The following is an 18,200-nucleotide window of genomic DNA, read 5'->3' as shown; positions in this document are numbered from 1 at the left end:
GAATCGGTGTCAATTTTGGGGATGGAAAATCACATCAAATCTTGGGCGGAGGTTGCTCCGCAATTGGTGGCCGTCGCTGCGGGGCGGATGCCTGCGGATTGCGTCATTCGTGGCGGCAAACTGGTCAATGTCCAGACGCGCGAGGTGCTGGACTGGCAGGTCGCCATCGCCGCTGGACGTTTCGCCTATATCGGCCCTGACGCCAGCCATTGCATCGGCCCTGACACTGAAATCATCGAGGCGGCTGGCCGTTACCTGATCCCGGGCCTTTGCGATGGTCACATGCATATCGAAAGCGGCATGCTGACCCCCGCTGAATTCGCAGCCGCCGTGATCCCGCATGGCACAACGACCATGTTCACCGACCCGCACGAGATTGCCAATGTGCTTGGCCTGCGCGGCGTGCGGATGATGCATGACGAGGCACTGATGCAGCCCGTCAACATCTTTACCCAGATGCCGTCCTGCGCGCCCTCCGCCCCCGGTCTCGAAACCACGGGTTTCGAGATCAGCGCCGATGACGTGGCCGAAGCGATGGCGTGGCCCGGCATCATCGGTCTGGGCGAGATGATGAATTTTCCGGGTGTCGTGAATGGCGATCCGCAGATGCTGGCCGAAATGGCCGCCACGATGCGCGCAGGCAAGACCGTGGGCGGCCATTATGCCAGCCCCGATAAAGGCGTGGCCTTCAGCGCCTATGTCGCAGGCGGCGCCGCTGACGACCACGAAGGCACGGCAGAGGCTGACGCGTTGGCCCGCACCCGCAACGGGATGCGATCAATGATGCGGCTGGGGTCGGCGTGGTATGACGTCGAAAGCCAGATCACGGCGGTGACGCAAAAGGGGTTGGATCCGCGCAATTTCATCCTGTGCACGGATGATTGCCATTCAGGGACCTTGGTGAACGACGGCCATATGAACCGCGTCGTGCGCCATGCCATCGCCTGCGGCTGCGACCCGCTGATCGCCTTGCAAATGGCGACGATCAACACCGCGACCCATTTCGGGCTGGAACGAGAACTTGGGTCGATCACCCCCGGACGCCGCGCCGATGTGATCCTGACATCTGACCTTGTCACCCTGCCCATCGAGCATGTGATCGCACGCGGCAAGACCGTGGCGCTGAACGGCAAGATCACGGTCGATTGCCCGCATTACAACTGGCCCGATGATGCGCGCCAGACCGTGCGGATGGGCAAGGTGCTGGATCACGCCGATTTCGCCGTTCATGCGCCCAAAGGGGCCAACAGCGTCGTCGCCAAGGTGATCGGCGTCGTCGAAAATCAGGCCCCGACCGAGGCGTTGTCCGCTGAACTGCCTGTTGTCGATGGCGTCGCCTGCGGGCAAGGCGACACCTACCAGATCGCATTGGTTGAACGGCACCGCGCGACGGGCAAGGTGGTGAACGGCTTTGTCTCGGGTTTCGGCTATACCGGGCGGATGGCCATTGCGTCGACCGTGGCGCATGACAGCCACCATATGATTGTTGTCGGCACCGACCGCGCGTTGATGGCCAAGGCTGCGAACCGGTTAGGCGAGGTCGGCGGCGGCGTGACCGTCTGGAAAGACGATGCCGAACTGGCGCTGGTGGAACTGCCCATCGCGGGCCTCATGTCCGATAGTCCAGCGGCAGAAGTCGCCGCTAAAGCCGATGCCATGGTCGCCGCGATGGCCGCCTGCGGTTGCACGCTCAACAATGCCTATATGCAGCATTCGTTGCTGGCGCTTGTTGTCATACCCGCGTTGCGGATTTCTGATCTGGGCTTGGTCGATGTGACAAAATTCGAAATTACCGATCTGTTCGAGGAAAATACATGAACGCTCCGCAAAAGGTTGTCATCCGGACACCTGATCTGCCGCAGGCCAAGGCCTTTACCGATCCGAAAAAGGCCGTGGCGCGCCTGAACGAACTCTATACCGCCTCCGTGCGGTTCCTGTCCGAGAATTTCGTCGCCGCCCTGCGCGATGGCCAGCCTGACGGGCGTTTCCGCGCCTTCTATCCCGAAATCCGGCTGACGACGACGGTGCATTCCAAAACCGACAGCCGCTTGTCCTTTGGCCATGTCGCCGAACCCGGCACCTATGCCACGACCGTCACGCGCCCTGACCTGTTCCAAAGCTATCTGGAACAGCAGATCGACCTTTTGCTGAAAAGCCACGGTGTGCCCGTGGTGATCGGCACGTCCGATACCGTGATCCCCGTGCATTTCGCGGTGGCCAACGATGCCGGTGTGACGGTGCCGCAGGACGGGTCGATGGAATTCAACCTGCGCGACAATTTCGACGTGCCGGACCTGAGCACGACGCATGATGCCATCGTGAACGGGGCTGGTTTCACCTATCCCGACGGGGCGCGCCCCTTGGCGCCGTTTACAGCGCAGCGGATCGACTATTCGCTGGCACGACTGACGCATTACACCGCCACCGCACCAGAGCATTTCCAGAACCACGTTCTGTTCACCAACTACCAGTTCTATGTCGAGGAATTCGAGGCTTTTGCCCGCAAGATGCTGGCCGATCCCGCCAGCGGCTACACGAGTTTCGTCAGCACGGGCAATGTCGAGATCACGGCGCATGATGCCCCGCTGCCGGTGCCTGCGAAGCTGCCCCAGATGCCGACCTATCATCTCAAGCGGGCAAAGGGTGCGGGGATCACGCTGGTCAATATCGGCGTCGGTCCCTCCAATGCGAAAACCGCGACCGACCATATCGCCGTGCTGCGCCCGCATGCCTGGCTGATGGTTGGCCATTGCGCAGGCCTGCGCAATTCGCAGCGCCTCGGTGATTTTGTGCTGGCCCATGCGTACCTGCGCGAAGATCACGTGCTGGACGACGACTTGCCCGTCTGGGTGCCGATCCCTGCGCTGGCCGAAATCCAGATCGCGCTGCAAACCGCCGTGGCCGATGTGACGCAGCTCGAAGGGTATGAGCTCAAGCGCATCATGCGCACTGGCACCGTGGCGACCATCGACAACCGCAACTGGGAATTGCGCGAACAGGCAGGGCCGGTGCAGCGTCTGTCGCAATCACGCGCCATTGCGCTGGACATGGAAAGCGCCACCATCGCCGCCAACGGTTTCCGGTTCCGCGTCCCCTATGGCACCCTCCTTTGCGTGTCCGACAAACCGCTGCATGGCGAGTTGAAACTCCCCGGCATGGCGTCGGAATTCTATAAGACACAGGTCGCAGCACATCTGATGATCGGTATCCGCGCCATGGAATTGCTGCGCGAAATGCCGCTGGAACGCATCCACAGCCGCAAATTGCGCAGTTTCGAGGAGACAGCCTTTCTCTGACCCCATAAAAAACGGCGGAAAAGTGCGTTTTTGCCTTGTCAGGAGCCGCTATTCGTTGTGGTGTGCCACAACATACCGTTATATGGGCGGGGAATAGGCCCTACAGATGGGGCGAATGAGGGAGACCAGTAAAATGGCGACGAAACCAATGACCAAAGCGCAGCTGGTTGCTGCAATTGCCGATCAGACAGGCATGGACAAAAAAGCTGCCGGTGCAGCGCTGGATGCCGTGACCGGCATCATCACATCCGAAGTGGCTGGCGGCGGTGCCGTCACTCTGCCCGGCGTTGGCAAGATCTATTGCCGCGAGCGTCCAGAGCGGATGGTGCGCAACCCCGCCACCGGCGAGCAGATCAAGAAAGAAGCCGACAAGGTTGTCAAAGTGACGATCGCAAAGGCGCTGAAAGACAGCGTCAACGGCTAAGCTATCGGGCCTTGTGCCGGATGCGAAATCAGGAAAGGGTCGCCCGAACAGGCGGCCCTTTTTGCGTGAGGTGACATGGATATCAAAGCGGTTCTGATGGGCCTTGCCTTCGCGTTCATGTGGTCCTCGGCCTTTACCTCGGCGCGGGTCATCGTCGAATATGCGCCGCCTTTGTCGGCACTGGCGCTGCGGTTCCTGATTTCCGGTCTGATCGGCGTGGCCATCGCATGGTGGCTGGGCCAGTCCGCGCGGCTCACACGGCGGCAATGGACCGGCGTGCTGATCTTCGGGCTGTGCCAGAATGCCCTGTATCTGGGCCTGAATTTCGTGGCGATGCAGACCATTCCCGCATCATTGGCGGCGATCATTGCCTCCACCATGCCGCTGCTGGTCGCGCTGGTGGGCTGGGTCGTGTTTGGCAACACGGTCCGGCCTTTGGGGATCATCGGGCTGATGGCGGGGCTGTTGGGTGTCGTTCTTATCATGGGCGCACGGCTGCAGGGCGGCATCGATTTGTTCGGCCTGATCCTGTGTGTGATTGGCGTGATGTCCCTGACGGTCGCGACGCTTGCGGTTCTGGGGGCGTCGTCGGGTGGCAATGTGCTGATGATCGTGGGGCTGCAGATGCTTGTCGGCAGTGCGCTGCTGTTCATTCCTGCCGTGGCGCTGGAAACGCTGGTCGTCACATGGAACTGGCAGTTGATCGTCGCCTTCATCTACACCGTGCTGGTGCCGGGGCTGGCGGCGACGCTGGTCTGGTTCCTGCTGGTGGGCCGGATCGGCGCGGTCAAGGCGTCAACCTTCCACTTCCTCAACCCGTTTCTGGGTGTGGCAGTCGCGGCTGTGCTACTGGGCGAAAAGATCGGGCCGCTGGATGTGCTGGGCGTTGTGATTATCGCCGCCGGTATTCTGGCGGTGCAGTTGTCGCGTCAGCCCGCGCCGATCACACCGCGCACGCCGCCCGTCTGACCGCGATCTAAAAGCAGGTGGTCGAGGATCACGCAGGCCATCATCGCCTCGCCCACCGGCACGGCGCGGATGCCGACGCAGGGGTCGTGGCGGCCTTTGGTGATGACTTCGGTCGGACTGCCGTCCATCATGATCGACTTGCGCGGGGACAGAATGGACGATGTCGGTTTCACCGCGAACCGTACGACGATATCCTGCCCCGTGCTGATCCCGCCAAGGATGCCGCCCGAATGATTGGATGAATATTCCGGCCCGTTCGGCCCCATAAAAATCTCGTCCGCGTTATCGCGGCCTGTCAGCGCGGCAGCGGCCATGCCTTCGCCGATTTCGACACCTTTGACGGCGTTGATCGACATCATCGCAGCGGCCAGATCAGTGTCTAACTTGGCATAAACCGGCGCGCCGATGCCCGCAGGCACACCGCGCGCCACCACCTCGATGATCGCCCCGACCGAGTTATGATCGTCCTTGCGCAGCCACGTCAGATAGTCGTTCCATTCCGCTGCGGCCTGCGCATCGGGGCAGAAAAAATCGTTGCGGTCGATTTCATCCCAATCCATCCGCGCGCGGTCGATTTGTTTGGTGCCCATCTGGGTCATGTAGCCTTTGATCTGCACATTCGGCGCAATCAGCTTGATCGCCTCGCGCGCGACACCGCCAGCAGCGACACGCGACGCGGTTTCACGCGCCGATGACCGCCCGCCGCCGCGCGGATCGCGCAATCCGTATTTCTGGTGATAGGTGATATCGGCATGACCCGGGCGGAACGTGTTCAGGATATCGCCGTAATCTTTGGACCGCTGGTCGGTGTTGCGGATCATCAACTGGATCGGGGTGCCGGTCGTCCGCCCCTCGTAAACACCCGACAGGATTTCGACCGCATCGGGTTCATTCCGCTGGGTGGTGTTCTTGTTCAGACCGGGGCGGCGTTTGTCCAGCCATTGCTGGATCATCGCAGGTTCCAGCGGGACACCCGGTGGGCAGCCATCGACCGTGGCACCCAAGGCTGGCCCATGGCTTTCGCCCCACGTGGTGAACCGGAACAAATGACCGAAACTGTTGATGGACATGGCAAACCCCTGTTTGGCAACGGTCTAACGGGCGGGGGGGACAGGCTCAAGAGGTTTCCCTTGCACCCGGCCCTGTTCCACCCTAGCTTCCGCCCCACCTCGGGGTGCCTTTACTGGCTGAGATGCGCAAGCAGACCCGTTGAACCTGAACCGGTTAGGACCGGCGGAGGGAAGGTATGGCAATTCCGCTATCCCCCAATCCGCCCGATGCATTTGGAGGATAGAATGCAAAAATCCATTTATCTGCCACTTGTCGCGGGATTTGCGCTTTGTGCCAGCGGCACAGTCGCGCAGACCCCCGTGCTGCAAGTGATGACCTACGACAGTTTTGTCAGCGAATGGGGCCCCGGCCCCGCGATCAAGGCCGCTTTCGAGGAAACCTGCGGCTGCGAATTGCAGTTTATTGGCACGGGCGACGGCGCTGCCCTGCTCGCACGTTTGCAGTTGGAAGGGCCACAGACCGAGGCTGATATCGTGCTGGGCCTCGACACCAACCTGATCGCCGCTGCGCGCGCCACGGGCCTGTTCGCACCGCATGGCGTTGATGCCGCCCTTGACCTGCCGATCACGTGGGACGATCCCGATTTCCTGCCGTTCGACTGGGGTTATTTCGCCTTTGTCGGCAATGCGGGTGAGGCTGCCCCGACATCCCTGCGCGCCTTGGCCGACAGCGACATCCGGATCGTCATTCAGGACCCGCGGTCATCCACTCCCGGTCTGGGTCTGCTGATGTGGGTCAAGACGGCCTATCCTGATAGTGCCGCTGAGCTGTGGGCCGATCTTGCGGATAACATCGTCACCGTCACCCCCGGCTGGTCCGAAGCTTACGGGCTGTTTCTTGAGGGCGAAGCCGACGCCGTCCTGTCCTATACCACCTCGCCCGCCTATCACCTGATCGCGGAAGAGGATGACAGCAAGGTCGCATGGGCTTTTGACGAAGGGCATTACATGCAGGTCGAGGTCGCGGCCAAGGTCGCTGGCACCGACCAGCCGGAACTTGCGGACCAGTTTCTGGCCTTTATGGTGTCCGATGCGTTCCAGTCCATCATCCCCACGACCAACTGGATGTATCCTGCTGTGGTACCCGAGGGTGGCCTGCCCGCAGGGTTCGAGACGCTGACCGTCCCTGAAACCGCTCTGCTGCTGTCCCCCGAGGATGCCGCAGCGATCCGTGACGTGGCGCTGGACGAATGGCGCAACGCGCTGTCGCAATAGCCCCGCGCTGGCCCGGTGCCGCTGCGGCGGCGCTGGTGCTGGTGCTGACCATTGGCACGCTGGCCGCTGTCGGCTGGCGTGCCCAATGGCAGCGCGGGCTGTCGCCTGCTGATTGGGCGGCAATCCAGTTTACTGTCATGCAGGCGATGGTGTCTGCGGGGCTGAGCGTGCTGCTGGCCATTCCCGTCGCGCGCGCGCTTGCGCGACGGCGGTTTCGGGGGCGGTCGGCGCTGATTACGCTGATGGGCGCGCCGTTCCTGTTGCCGGTTGTAGTCGCGGTAATCGGATTGCTCGCCGTGTTCGGGCGCGCGGGCGTGGTGAACAGTGGCCTTGCATGGCTGGGCCTGCCGGCGATCACAATTTTCGGCTTTCATGGCGTCGTGCTGGCGCATGTGTTTTTTAACCTGCCACTGGCGATCCGGTTGATCCTGCAAGGCTGGCTGTCGATCCCTGCGGAACGGTTCCGCCTGGCCGCGTCGCTGAACGCGCCAGTGGGGCGGTTGCTGGAATGGCCGATGCTGCGGGCTGTCGTGCCGGGGGTTTTCCTTGTGATTTTCCTGATCTGCCTGACCAGTTTCGCGGTGGCGCTGACGCTGGGCGGCGGTCCGCGCGCCACGACGGTCGAGCTGGCGATCTATCAGGCGCTCCGGTTCGATTTCGATCTGGGGCGCGCGGCCTTGCTGGCCTGTGTCCAGTTCGGGCTGTGCGCTGTGGCGGCTGTCGTCGTCTGGCGCCTGACCAGCCTGGACGCGATGGGTGCAGGGCTTGACCGCGTTGTGCAGCGCTGGGACCTGCGCTGGCCTGCGCTGGATTATCTGATGATCGCTCTGGTCGCCATTTTCCTGTTCACGCCTTTGGCGATGGTGATCTGGCGCGGTGTGCCGGGACTGATGGGCTTGCCGACAAGCATCTGGCTTGCCGCGGGACGGTCCGTGACTGTTGCGGTTTTTTCTGCGTTGCTGTGCATCTGTATGGCGCTGGCGCTGGCACTACGCGGCGGGCGGGTGGTGGCCGTGGTCGGCGTGCTGCCGCTTGCAGCCTCTGGTCTGGTCGTGGGGACGGGGGCGTTTCTGCTGGTCTATCAGTTCATCAATCCCGCGCGTCTGGCGCTGCCGATCACCGTGCTGGTGAACGCGACACTTGCACTGCCCTTTGCGCTGCGGGCCATCGGGCAGGCTGTGGACGGGATCGACCGCGATTTCGGGCGTTTGGGGGCCAGTCTGGGCCTGTCGCGCTGGGGCTGGGTGCGCATCGTCGTGCTGCCGCGCATCCGCCGCCCTTTGGGGTTCGGCGCGGGGCTTGCCGCAGCCTTGTCGATGGGCGACCTTGGCGTCATCACGCTGTTCGCGGGCGAGGCGGAGCAGACGTTGCCGCTGGCCATGTACCGCCTGATGGGGGCTTACCGGATGGAGGCCGCGGCAGGTGCTGCGCTGCTGTTGCTGGCGCTCAGCTTTGCGGCGTTCTGGATCTGCGACCGAGGGGGGCGCGGCAATGCTGATCTGTGACAAACTGGTGTTGCAACAGGACGATTTTCGCCTGACTGCCGATGTGACATTTGGCGCGGGCAAGATCACGGCGCTGATCGGTCCTTCGGGCGCGGGCAAATCAACCTTGCTTGCAGCCTTGTCAGGGTTTCTGGAGCCTGCGGCGGGGCGGGTTTTGTGGCAGGATACGGACCTGACCGCGCTCGCCCCCGGCGCGCGCCCGATCAGTGCGGTCTTTCAGGATAACAACCTGTTTCCCCATCTGAACATTGCGCAGAATGCGGGCCTTGGGTTGCGCCCGTCACTGCGGCTGACTGCCGACGAACGTGCGGCAGTCGAGCGCGCTTTGTCGTCAGTCGGGCTGGAAGGGTTGGGCAGTCGCAAACCGGCGGCCCTGTCAGGCGGTCAGCAAAGCCGTGCGGCACTGGCGCGTGTATTGCTGGCGGACCGGCCTGTGGTGTTGCTGGACGAACCTTTCGCCGCTCTTGGGCCGGCGATGAAGGATGACATGCTTGATCTGGTGCGCGCGACGCTGGGCGCTGGCGGACGGTCGGTTCTGATGGTCACCCATGATCCTGATGATGCACGGCGCATTGCGGATGAGGCGTCTTTGGTCGCTGATGGAATTGTGACGGCCCCAGTCACTGTATCAGCATTCTTCGACAGACCATCAGAGGCGCTGGCCGCCTATTTGGGCTGAACGAAAAAGGCCCGCCAGAGAGGCGAGCCTTTTATGTCGGGACAAGCCGGTGTTACGACTTTTTGTTCTTGTAGGGTGCCCAAAGGCGCTTGTTGGTCAGATAGAGCAGAACCGACAGCAACGTCAGGAAAATGACGCCTGTCAGACCAGCCTGCTTGCGCGCCATCATCTTGGGTTCGGCGGTCCACATCAGGAACGCAGCGACGTCCTTTGAAACGGCTTCAAGATCGGTGGGGCTGCCATCCTCGTAAAACACGTCGTCGCCATAAAGCGGGGGTGCCATGCTGATCCAGCTGCCCGGAACCATGTGGTCGCCATTGGGGTATTTGCAGCTGTCGGGGAAACCACCGGCGGCAAAGGCGATGTTATAATAGCCGTCCATCGGATCGCCTTCGAGGGCGCATTCAGGTTCTTCGACATAACCGGTCATCAACGACGCGATATATTCCGCGCCGCCCATGCCTTGGAACAACTGGGCCATGCCCGTGCCATAGGGACCAGAGAAGCCAGCGCGTGCTTTGGCCATCAGCGTCAGGTCTGGTGCGGTCGACAGGTTCGACATCGGAAACTTGTCGGCCGGGGTGGCGGGGCGGAAATCGCCTTCGCCATCGAACAGGGCCTGATCGAAGACTTCGTAGAATTCGGCATAGGCGCGCATCTGGTCTTCGGGCAGGCCTGGACCGCCTGCGTCCGACAGGTTGCGGAAGGACAGATACTGCAGGCCATGGCAGGCCGCGCAGACCTCTGTATAGACCTGAAGACCGCGCTGAAGCTGCATCTGGTCGAACTGGCCAAACGGACCCTCGAACGAGAAGGCATAGTCGGTCACTTCGATCTTTGCGCCCGCTGCCAGTGCCTGCCCTGATGTCAGGGCAAGCGCTGCGGCGGCGGCGAGTGTGGCGTTACGGAGCATATTCATTGGTCTTCCTCACTCGGCCGGATTGACGACAGGCGCGCTGCCGCTTTTCGGCGCGTAATGCGCGTTGTAGTCTTCCTCGATCGTCGCAGGTGGTGTCAGCGGCTTTTCAATGACGCCAAGCAGCGGCAGGATCACCAGGAAATAGGCGAACCAGTAGACCGAACCGACCAGCGCGATATACGGATAGATACCCTCTGCCGGCATGGCCCCTGCCCACATCAGGACAAAGAAGTCGACGACCAGTAGCCAGAACCACCACTTGAACATCGGGCGGTACCGACCGGAACGGACGGTCGAAGTGTCCAGCCACGGAGCCAGCGCCATCACGACGATTGCGCCGAACATCGCCAGAACCCCAAAGAACTTTGCGTCGATGATGCCGAAGGTGACCCACTGGGTGAAAATCACGAGCCAGACGTCACCGTCAAAGGCGCGCAGGATCGCGTAGAATGGCAGGAAATACCATTCAGGCACGATATGCGCCGGTGTCGCCAGCGGGTTCGCAGGGATGTAATTGTCGGGGTGGCCCAGATAGTTCGGCATAAATCCGACGATCGCCACGAAGACGGCAAGGATGACCGCCAGCGCAAACAGGTCCTTGATCACGAAATAGGGCCAGAACGGCAGCGTGTCCTTTTCGGCGTCTTCTTTCGACGTGCGGCGGACTTCGACGCCTGTCGGGTTGTTGTTGCCGGTGGTGTGGAACGCCCAGATGTGCACGATCGTCAGGCCCAGCAAGATGAAGGGCAGCAGGTAGTGCAGCGAAAAGAAGCGGTTCAGCGCGGGCTGGCCCACAGCGGTCGCACCCAAGAGCCATGTCTGCACGCTTTCGCCCACAAAGGGGATCGCGCCGAACAGGCCGGTGATCACGGCAGTCCCGTGGAACGACATCTGGCCCCATGGCAGAACGTAACCCATGAAGGCAGTGCCCATCATCAGCAGATACATCAGCATGCCGATGATCCATGTCACTTCGCGCGGGGCTTTGTATGACCCGTAGTACAGCGAGCGGAAAATGTGGGCGTAAACGGCGACAAAGAACAAGGATGCGCCGTTCTGGTGGAAATAGCGGATCATATGGCCGCCGTTCACGTCACGCATGATGTGTTCGACCGAGGCAAAAGCCATGTCCACATGCGGGACGTAATGCATCACCAGCACGACGCCGGTGATAATCTGCATCACCAGCGTAAAGACCAGCACGATCCCCCAGATCCACATCCAGTTCAGGTTGCGGGGGGTCGGCAGCATCAACGTGTCATAAAGAAGCCCGACGATCGGCAGGCGTGAATGCAGCCACTTTTCGCCGTTTGACTTTGGTTCGTAATGGTCGTGGGGGATACCAGCCATGGATCGCTCTCCTTAACCGAGTTGAATGGTTGTCTCGTCCACAAAGGACGCGACGGGAATATCGAGATTGCGCGGTGCAGGTCCGCGGCGGATGCGGCCGGCAGTGTCGTAATGCGACCCGTGGCAAGGGCAGAACCACCCGTTGAAATCGCCCGACTGGCCAAGCGGCACGCAGCCAAGGTGGGTGCAGATGCCCATCTGGACCAGCCAGACGCCATCTTCGGACAGCGCACGGTTCGCATCGCTCGCGTCTGCAGAAGCATCAAGGTTTGCGTTCTGCGAAAGACGGTCGGGCAAGGACGAGATATCGACAGCATTTGCTTCTGCGATCTCTTGCTCGGTGCGCGCGCGAATGAACACGGGTTTGCCCTGCCACAGCACGGTCAGCTGCGTGCCCGGATCAACGGCGCTGACATCCACGCGGATCGACGCAAGCGCCAGCACGTCTGCAGATGGGTTCATTTGATTGACTAGAGGCCATACCGCGGCACCTGTCACGACAACGCCGGCTCCGGCGGTGGCATAGTAAAGGAAGTCGCGGCGTGTTCCCTGATGTTCTTCAACTTGTGACACTGGGTGCATCTCCGGTTCGTTGGCGGGCGCATTGCCCATAAATCAAATAGGCCGATGTCGCCACCAGTCCAATCCGCCGCTATGTATCCCCGTTCACCACAGGCGTCCAGCGGACAATAGGGCGCAGGGTCAAGCGCCGTGGACCGGCGGTCAAAACGTCTTTCAAGCCCACCCTGCGGATACGCAAACGTGGCATCTGCCTGCCGCGACCTAGGACGAACTACGGCCCGATATCACATCAATTCGCTTTTTTTCGATTAATCTGCCATCATTTGTGGCCAAGTGGGCACAGCATCACAAGATGCCAAGGATCACTTAATGTTTTGTTGTGAGTCGTTCTGACTATCTTTAGGTGTCCGCAGTGCCTTTGACCTTGGGGATTCGACAATGATACGCGCCTTTGCACTTTGCTGCAGCCTTCTTGCTTTACCGACCGTCGCTGCGGCGCAGGTCGAGCTGAGCTTTTATGGCGGCGCGCAATCGGCACCTGCGTCCGACATCATGATTCGCAATGACAGCAGCATTCCGGATTCAGATTTCTCGCTAAGCTGGGAAGGCCGGTCCGCCAGTGCGCCGATCTATTACGGCATCCGTGCGACGCGGTGGCAGTCGCCCACATTCGGCTTTGGCCTCGATTTCGCGCATAACAAGGTCTACCCCAAGAACGACGAACTGCCCGAAGGTTTCGACGTGCTTGAATTCACCGACGGGCTGAACACGCTGACGGTGAACGCCTATCGGCGCTGGCCGAATATGCTGGGCGACGTGACGCCCTATGTCGGTGGCGGCATCGGTATCTCTATTCCCCATGTCGAGGTGACGAACGGGGACTCGGAAACGTTCGGCTATCAATTGACTGGCCCCGCCGCGACATGGATCGCGGGGGCGAGCTATCCGATCAGCGACCAGTGGTCCGTCTTTGGTGAATACAAGGGCACGTTCACGTCCAACACCGGCGATCTTGACACCGGCGGCACGATTGAAACCGACATTTTCACCAATGCAGTGAATGTCGGCGTCAGCTTCAATTTCTGAACGTCAGACTGCGGTGGCGGCCATGCTGTCGCGCGTCATGAAATCCGCGTGCCATGCAGCCAAGGCGTCATTGCCATTGCGCCAGCCCCGCGCGTCATGACGCAGATCGACATAGGACAACGCGCAGGCGATCCCGATATGACCGATCTCGAGCGGGCCGTGAAGATGGCTCATCCAGCGGGCGTTGACGGCGGCGATGGTGCGGCTGGCCTTACCCCATTGCGCCTCGACCCAGTCGGATGATTGCTGTGCTTCGGGCCGCAGCCGTGCCTCGTAGGTCATCAGCACGGCAGCTTCCATGATCGCGTCTGCCGTCGCTTCGAGCGTCAGAACCTCCCAGATCCGGGCCTGCGGATAGAGCGTTCCGCCAGCGTGATCGTCCAGAAACCGTGTGATAACCCGGCTGTCATAGATCGCGGGGCCCGTCTCGCGCACGAGCGCGGGGATTTTGCCCGTCGGGTTCGCCGCGACCACAGCGGGATCGGAGGCAAGCGGTGTCGTCGTCACTGTCACCTCTGCTACCTGATCCAGCAGATCAAGTTCGCGCAGGACCACACGGACCTTGCGCACAAAGGGGGAAGCGGGGGACATCAGCAGTTTCATGGCGGCACCTATGTGAAGATCACGCGAACAAGACCTGATCCTGCCCGTTTTGCCAAGGCGGATATTTCCGCATCACGGCGGCAAAGCGTGCGGAGCTTTTGAAATCGTCCAGCCAGCGCGCGAGGTCCGGCATGTCCTGTGCGGTGAACCACGCGAAGTCGATATGCGCGAACTGTCGCACGAAAGGCAGGATCGCCATATCCGCCATGCGCGCCTGCGGTCCGAACAGGAACGCCGACCCGCGCAGACGTGCGTCGAGATCGCGCAGGAACGCGAGCGCCTTGGCGCGTTCGGTTTCTATGTCCAGATCGGGATAGCGCACGGCATATTTGGTATGGTCAAGCGCGGTCTTGAATGGCCCGTCGCAGTGGTCGATCAGGTCATGCCCGTCCTGCGGCATATCGAGCCAGCCTTCGGGGTCGTGCTGCGCCAAGGCCCAGAACATGATGTCGCGGCTTTCGGCGATCACACGGCCCCCGGTTTCGATGACAGGTACGGTCCCCTTGGGCGAGGTGGCCAGAAACGCCGCCGGTTTGTCGCGCAGAAGGATTTCACGCAGTTCGACCTGCACCCCGCTGGCATGGATCGCCAGCCTTGCGCGCATGGCGAAAGGACAGCGGCGGAAGGTCCAGAGGATGGGGCGGGATTGCAAAGAGTCTATGCCTCCGGCGGGGATCACGTCAAATCGCGCTCTGTGCGAATTGACGCGCTCGAACGATGTCAGGCGGTCAGGCGATTGTCAGCCGAACCTGTGATTGTTGCCGTGACGATCCGGCTTTCGGGCTGGTCGGTGGCAAAGGTCACTTCGGTGAATTGTTCGGTGCGCCCCATGCGGGGGCTTTCCATCAGGATATGATGGGTCCGCCCGATCTGGGCGGCGAGATGTGTGCTGACCTGCGCATCGCCAGCGGCGCGCAGGCGGGCAGCGCGGTCCTTGATCGCGGTGCCGTTCACGGCGGGCATGCGGGCGGCTGGCGTGCCGGGGCGGGCGGAATAGGGAAAGACATGCAGCCATGTCAGATCGCAGTCCCGCACGAGTGCCAGCGAATTGGCGAACATCTCTTCGGTTTCGGTGGGAAAGCCCGCAATGATATCGGCGCCGAATGTCATGTCGGGACGCAAGCTGCGCGCGGTTTCGCAGAACCGGATCGCATCGTCGCGCAGATGGCGTCGTTTCATCCGCTTCAGGATCAGATCGTCGCCATGTTGCAGCGACAGATGCAGATGCGGCATCAGGCGCGGTTCGGTCGCGATGGCGGCCAGCAGGTTGTCGTCCACTTCAATCGAATCGATCGAGCTGATCCGCAGGCGCGGCAGGTCGGGCACCAGTTTCAGGATTCGCATCACCAGATCGCCCAGTTTCGGGGCTGATGGCAGGTCAGCCCCCCAGCTGGTCAGGTCGACGCCGGTCAGCACAACCTCGGCATAGCCGCGATCGACCAGCCGTTTGATCTGGTCCACCACGACACCGGCGGGGACAGAGCGCGAATTGCCGCGCCCGAAGGGGATGATGCAGAATGTGCAACGATGGTCGCAGCCGTTTTGCACCTGCACATAGGCGCGGCTGCGGGTGCCGAAGCCGTCGATCAGATGGCCCGCCGTTTCGGTCACGGACATAATGTCATCGACCTGCACGGGTTCGGTCTGGCCGATCAGGTCTGGCGTCAGCCGCGCCCAAGTGGCGGGGTCCATCTTTTCGGTATTGCCGATGACCAGATCGACCTCGGCCATTTTCGCGAATGTGTCGGGTTCGGTTTGGGCGGCGCAGCCTGTCACGATGATCCGTGCACCCGGATGGTCGCGGCGCAGCTTGCGGATGTCCTGACGGGCCTTGCGCACGGCCTCGGCTGTCACGGCGCAGGTGTTCACGATTACGGCGTCCTGCACGCCTGCCTGTGCTGCAAGCTCTTTCATGGCTTCGGTTTCATAGGCATTCAGACGGCAGCCGTGATTCGAAAAGATCGGTGCTTTGGTCATCACAGCCGCCATTGCCCGTCAAAGACATAGGCGGTCGCGCCTGTCATCCAGACCCCGTCATCGCGCCAGTCGATGGCAAGGTCACCACCGTCAAGCGTGATGGTCACTTTGCGCCCTGTCAGCCCGCGCCGTACCGCCGCGACCGCCGTGGCACAGGAGGATGAGCCAGAGGCCAGCGTCACGCCCACGCCCCGTTCCCAGACGCGCATGCGCAGGTGGTCTGGGCCGATCAGGCTCGCGAATTGCACATTGGTGCGTTGCGGAAACAGCGGGTGATGTTCCATCAGCGCGCCGCGCGCGGCAAGGTCGACCGCTTCGGCATCGTCGACGAAGAACGTGCAATGCGGGTTGCCCATGCCGGTGGCCGTGGGTGATCCGTCGATGGGCAGGTGCAGTGTATCCATCTGTTCTGCCAGAGGAATTTCGTGCCAATCGAGCTGCGGCTGGCCCATGTTGACCGATGTCAGCCCATTCCCTGCATCGACAGCCTTCAGCGTGCCACGGTCAGTCGTGATCGTCAGATCGCGCTGTCCGGTCTGGTCCATGACCAGCCGCGCGATGCAGCGTGTCGCATTGCCGCAGGCGGCAGCGGTCGTGCCATCGCTGTTCCAGAAAGTCAGATGCAGGTCCGCATCGGGTGTATCAGTGATCACCGCCAGCTGGTCGAACCCGACGCCCCTGTGCCTGTCGGCAATCGCGCGGGCAAGCGCTGCCGTGACGCGCGGCGTTGTCCCGCGCTCGTCCACGACGACGAAGTCGTTGCCAAGCCCGTGCATCTTGCGAAAGGGCAGAAAGGGCAGAAAGGTCTGATCGGTTTGTGTCATGGCGGCGATATAAACAATGCCCCGACACATATCCAGCGGCGAAGGCATTTGGGGGTTGACCGCGCTGCATCACCTTTCTAAGTAGCGCCCTGTGTGGGCCGGTAGCTCAGTTGGTAGAGCAACTGACTTTTAATCAGTAGGTCTCGGGTTCGGATCCCGACCGGCTCACCAAAATAAAAAGGCTCAGGCATCGCTGCCTGAGCCTTTTGTTTTGTCGGGTGGCTTTCGCGTGCTTTCAGAACAGCAGTGCGATGATGATCACGACGAGCAGTGGCGCGCCGAGAAGCCATGCGATGATTGCTGGCATTGTCTTATCCTTTCATTTTCCGTTCGGGCGTTATCCGCGACGGGCTGTGATGGCGTCGAATCCCAAGCCTTCGTCACGGTGGTGTCCCCCCGCGATGGCGGCGAAGAACGCTGCGACTGCACCGATCAGCAGGGTCGCTGCTGCGATGAACCCGAACACAACACCTGCGATGCGGGCTTGTTCCACGGCGTCCTGCGCCGTGGCGATGGCTTGGTCGATTTCGCCACCGATCTCGTCAACGCGGGCGCTGGCTTCCTGCTGTGTCAGGTCGGTGTTGGCGGCGATCACTTGCGCAAGATAGGCACGGTCGCGGTCTGCGATCTCGCCAGACGTCGCGGCGCGAGCGATGATGCTGCCCACCTGCTCTTGGACTGCGGGGTCGATGGTCGTGGCTGGCGCATCGCCTGTGGGCGAGCGCAGCATCAGGTTGGCGAAGTAATCGGACGACACCGCGTCTTCGACAGCTTCTGTTGCGCTTTGTGCGCCCGCACCCAAGGCGGCTGAACCGGCCCCGGCGATACCGCTGATGCCGGATGCGGCGACGACCATGCTGATCACGGCGCCCGTTGCCCAGACCATCAGGCCATGCGTGCCGTCACGCACAGATACTTCGTCCGCCGTTGCGTCACCGACGCGGCTGCGCATGCGACCGGCAAGATAGCCGCCCGCACCAAAGGCTGTGACCATGACCCAGGCAAACCAGATACCCGCGGCGATGGCGATCCAGGCGGCAGAGACGCCTTCGTTTGCATAGGGCGAGGTCAGCGAAAGCCCCAGGCCCCCACCAAAGCTGATCAGAACGAAAGAGACGGCCAGCGCAAAGACGGCACCGGCAAAAATGGCGGGCCAGTCGATGTAGGACGGCACGGCCGCCCCATGCTGGGGTGGTGAGATCTGGGATGGACGAGGCGGAATATTGGCGACTGTCATTGCTGGGGTCCTTGCAAACAGGGGAATTAACGAAGGCCGACGAAGCTGAGGATAGCCATGACGATGACGACAGCGCCGACGATGTAGATGATCTGGTTCATGATGGTTTCTTTCGTTTCGCTCGCCGGCCGCGCGGCATGCAAAATGGTCCGGCGGGCAGGTTACAAGCGCGTTTCGTTGAGGGTCTGCCCTGCTGGGCGGATGGTGAAATGATCGACCGGACAGTCAGTCTGGGAGGGCATAGAGCCGTGGGGAACGCCATGCGAGGGACATGGTACTACGTCATCTTGGTCCTGCTGTCCGATCTCTCAGACTTGTAACTGTCCGCGCGCCGGATGGTTCCATCTGTCGCAGGCAAGGTCGCTCGTGGCGCCGAAATGACGCGTGGAAAGGGCCGGCTGCACGGTTTTCATTCTGGAACATTCGCCCTCCCCCCTTGTTCAACCACCCATCAGCATGGTGCCGCAGACGATCTGCGCCACAAGCAGCAAGGGAGTCCGGCATGGTGCGCGCAGGCAAATCGA

17 protein-coding genes, 1 tRNA gene and 1 riboswitch are annotated in these 18,200 nt (G+C 61.7%); of the genes, 9 read left to right on the top strand and 9 right to left on the bottom strand.

Features of this window, described 5'->3' with window-relative positions; all coding sequences use genetic code 11:
* Positions 1 to 21: 21 nt before the first annotated feature.
* The 4 genes from VCK47_RS10055 (at position 22) to VCK47_RS10040 (ending at position 4,689) form a co-directional block, all read left to right on the top strand.
* A complete protein-coding gene (locus tag VCK47_RS10055) occupies positions 22 to 1,818 on the top strand; it encodes an adenine deaminase (RefSeq protein WP_322890958.1) in 1,797 nt (598 codons plus the stop codon).
* Positions 1,815 to 3,296, top strand: a complete 1,482-nt coding sequence (locus VCK47_RS10050; RefSeq protein WP_322890957.1) for an AMP nucleosidase — start codon at positions 1,815 to 1,817, stop codon at positions 3,294 to 3,296. The genes VCK47_RS10055 and VCK47_RS10050 overlap by 4 nt, the downstream gene beginning before the upstream one ends.
* A gap of 133 nt (positions 3,297 to 3,429) precedes the next feature.
* A complete protein-coding gene (locus tag VCK47_RS10045) occupies positions 3,430 to 3,720 on the top strand; it encodes an HU family DNA-binding protein (RefSeq protein ID WP_007206370.1) in 291 nt (96 codons plus the stop codon).
* Positions 3,721 to 3,795: 75 nt separating this feature from the next.
* On the top strand, positions 3,796 to 4,689 hold the full coding sequence (locus tag VCK47_RS10040) for a DMT family transporter (RefSeq protein ID WP_322890956.1): 894 nt from the start codon (positions 3,796 to 3,798) through the stop codon (positions 4,687 to 4,689).
* Here VCK47_RS10040 and aroC read toward each other — a convergent pair.
* Positions 4,650 to 5,759, bottom strand: a complete 1,110-nt coding sequence (aroC, locus tag VCK47_RS10035; protein ID WP_322890955.1) for a chorismate synthase — start codon at positions 5,757 to 5,759, stop codon at positions 4,650 to 4,652. The two genes, VCK47_RS10040 and aroC, sit on opposite strands and share 40 nt — an antisense overlap.
* Positions 5,760 to 5,849: 90 nt before the next feature.
* A riboswitch (TPP riboswitch) is annotated at positions 5,850 to 5,948 on the top strand.
* Positions 5,949 to 5,984: 36 nt separating this feature from the next.
* Between aroC and thiB the strand changes: the two genes are divergently transcribed.
* From thiB to VCK47_RS10020, 3 genes are read left to right on the top strand one after another with little or no spacing between them, the layout of a single operon-like run.
* On the top strand, positions 5,985 to 6,974 hold the full coding sequence (gene thiB / locus VCK47_RS10030) for a thiamine ABC transporter substrate binding subunit (RefSeq protein ID WP_322890954.1): 990 nt from the start codon (positions 5,985 to 5,987) through the stop codon (positions 6,972 to 6,974).
* Entirely contained in the window at positions 6,950 to 8,479 is a 1,530-nt protein-coding gene (locus VCK47_RS10025) for a thiamine/thiamine pyrophosphate ABC transporter permease ThiP (protein ID WP_322890953.1), read from the top strand. The genes thiB and VCK47_RS10025 overlap by 25 nt, the downstream gene beginning before the upstream one ends.
* Complete coding sequence (locus VCK47_RS10020) at positions 8,466 to 9,158, top strand: ATP-binding cassette domain-containing protein (RefSeq protein ID WP_322890952.1); 693 nt, start codon at positions 8,466 to 8,468, stop codon at positions 9,156 to 9,158. The genes VCK47_RS10025 and VCK47_RS10020 overlap by 14 nt, the downstream gene beginning before the upstream one ends.
* A gap of 52 nt (positions 9,159 to 9,210) precedes the next feature.
* Here the strand turns inward: VCK47_RS10020 and VCK47_RS10015 are convergent, their stop codons facing one another.
* The 3 genes from VCK47_RS10015 to petA are packed head-to-tail and all read right to left on the bottom strand — an operon-like array spanning position 9,211 to position 12,000.
* Positions 9,211 to 10,077 carry a cytochrome c1 gene (locus VCK47_RS10015; protein WP_322890951.1) on the bottom strand — a complete coding sequence of 289 codons (867 nt, stop codon included), beginning with the start codon at positions 10,075 to 10,077 and terminating at the stop codon, positions 9,211 to 9,213.
* A 9-nt stretch (positions 10,078 to 10,086) separates the two neighbouring features.
* The gene (locus tag VCK47_RS10010) at positions 10,087 to 11,427 is read right to left on the bottom strand and encodes a cytochrome b (RefSeq protein WP_322890950.1); all 1,341 of its coding nucleotides are present in this window, start codon (positions 11,425 to 11,427) and stop codon (positions 10,087 to 10,089) included.
* A 12-nt stretch (positions 11,428 to 11,439) separates the two neighbouring features.
* Entirely contained in the window at positions 11,440 to 12,000 is a 561-nt protein-coding gene (gene petA, locus VCK47_RS10005; protein WP_322890949.1) for a ubiquinol-cytochrome c reductase iron-sulfur subunit, read from the bottom strand.
* A gap of 387 nt (positions 12,001 to 12,387) precedes the next feature.
* On the opposite strand from petA, the gene VCK47_RS10000 reads away from it, so the two are divergent.
* Entirely contained in the window at positions 12,388 to 13,035 is a 648-nt protein-coding gene (locus VCK47_RS10000) for an outer membrane protein (RefSeq protein WP_322890948.1), read from the top strand.
* Between the two features lie 3 nt (positions 13,036 to 13,038).
* Here VCK47_RS10000 and VCK47_RS09995 read toward each other — a convergent pair whose 3' ends face one another.
* The 4 genes from VCK47_RS09995 to dapF form a co-directional block, all read right to left on the bottom strand.
* The gene (locus tag VCK47_RS09995) at positions 13,039 to 13,638 is read right to left on the bottom strand and encodes a glutathione S-transferase (protein ID WP_322890947.1); all 600 of its coding nucleotides are present in this window, start codon (positions 13,636 to 13,638) and stop codon (positions 13,039 to 13,041) included.
* 19 nt (positions 13,639 to 13,657) lie between these two features.
* Positions 13,658 to 14,290 (bottom strand): glutathione S-transferase, encoded by a 633-nt coding sequence (locus tag VCK47_RS09990; RefSeq protein ID WP_322890946.1) that lies wholly within the window; start codon positions 14,288 to 14,290, stop codon positions 13,658 to 13,660.
* 68 nt (positions 14,291 to 14,358) lie between these two features.
* The gene (gene mtaB / locus VCK47_RS09985) at positions 14,359 to 15,615 is read right to left on the bottom strand and encodes a tRNA (N(6)-L-threonylcarbamoyladenosine(37)-C(2))-methylthiotransferase MtaB (protein WP_322890945.1); all 1,257 of its coding nucleotides are present in this window, start codon (positions 15,613 to 15,615) and stop codon (positions 14,359 to 14,361) included.
* Positions 15,615 to 16,439, bottom strand: a complete 825-nt coding sequence (dapF, locus tag VCK47_RS09980; protein WP_322890944.1) for a diaminopimelate epimerase — start codon at positions 16,437 to 16,439, stop codon at positions 15,615 to 15,617. Before dapF ends, mtaB begins: the two co-directional genes overlap by 1 nt.
* Before the next feature lie 95 nt (positions 16,440 to 16,534).
* Here dapF and VCK47_RS09975 point away from each other — a divergent pair.
* Positions 16,535 to 16,610: transfer RNA gene (locus VCK47_RS09975), tRNA-Lys, on the top strand.
* A 166-nt stretch (positions 16,611 to 16,776) separates the two neighbouring features.
* On the opposite strand, the gene VCK47_RS09970 is transcribed toward VCK47_RS09975, so the two are convergent.
* The gene (locus VCK47_RS09970; RefSeq protein ID WP_322890943.1) at positions 16,777 to 17,676 is read right to left on the bottom strand and encodes a DUF1542 domain-containing protein; all 900 of its coding nucleotides are present in this window, start codon (positions 17,674 to 17,676) and stop codon (positions 16,777 to 16,779) included.
* Positions 17,677 to 18,200 lie beyond the last annotated feature (524 nt).

This window comes from Yoonia sp. 72, assembly GCF_034652275.1.
In the GTDB taxonomy this organism is placed as follows: Bacteria; Pseudomonadota; Alphaproteobacteria; order Rhodobacterales; family Rhodobacteraceae; genus Yoonia.
The sequence above is the reverse complement of the archived record's forward strand: the minus strand, read 5'-3'. Positions and strand labels throughout refer to the sequence as shown.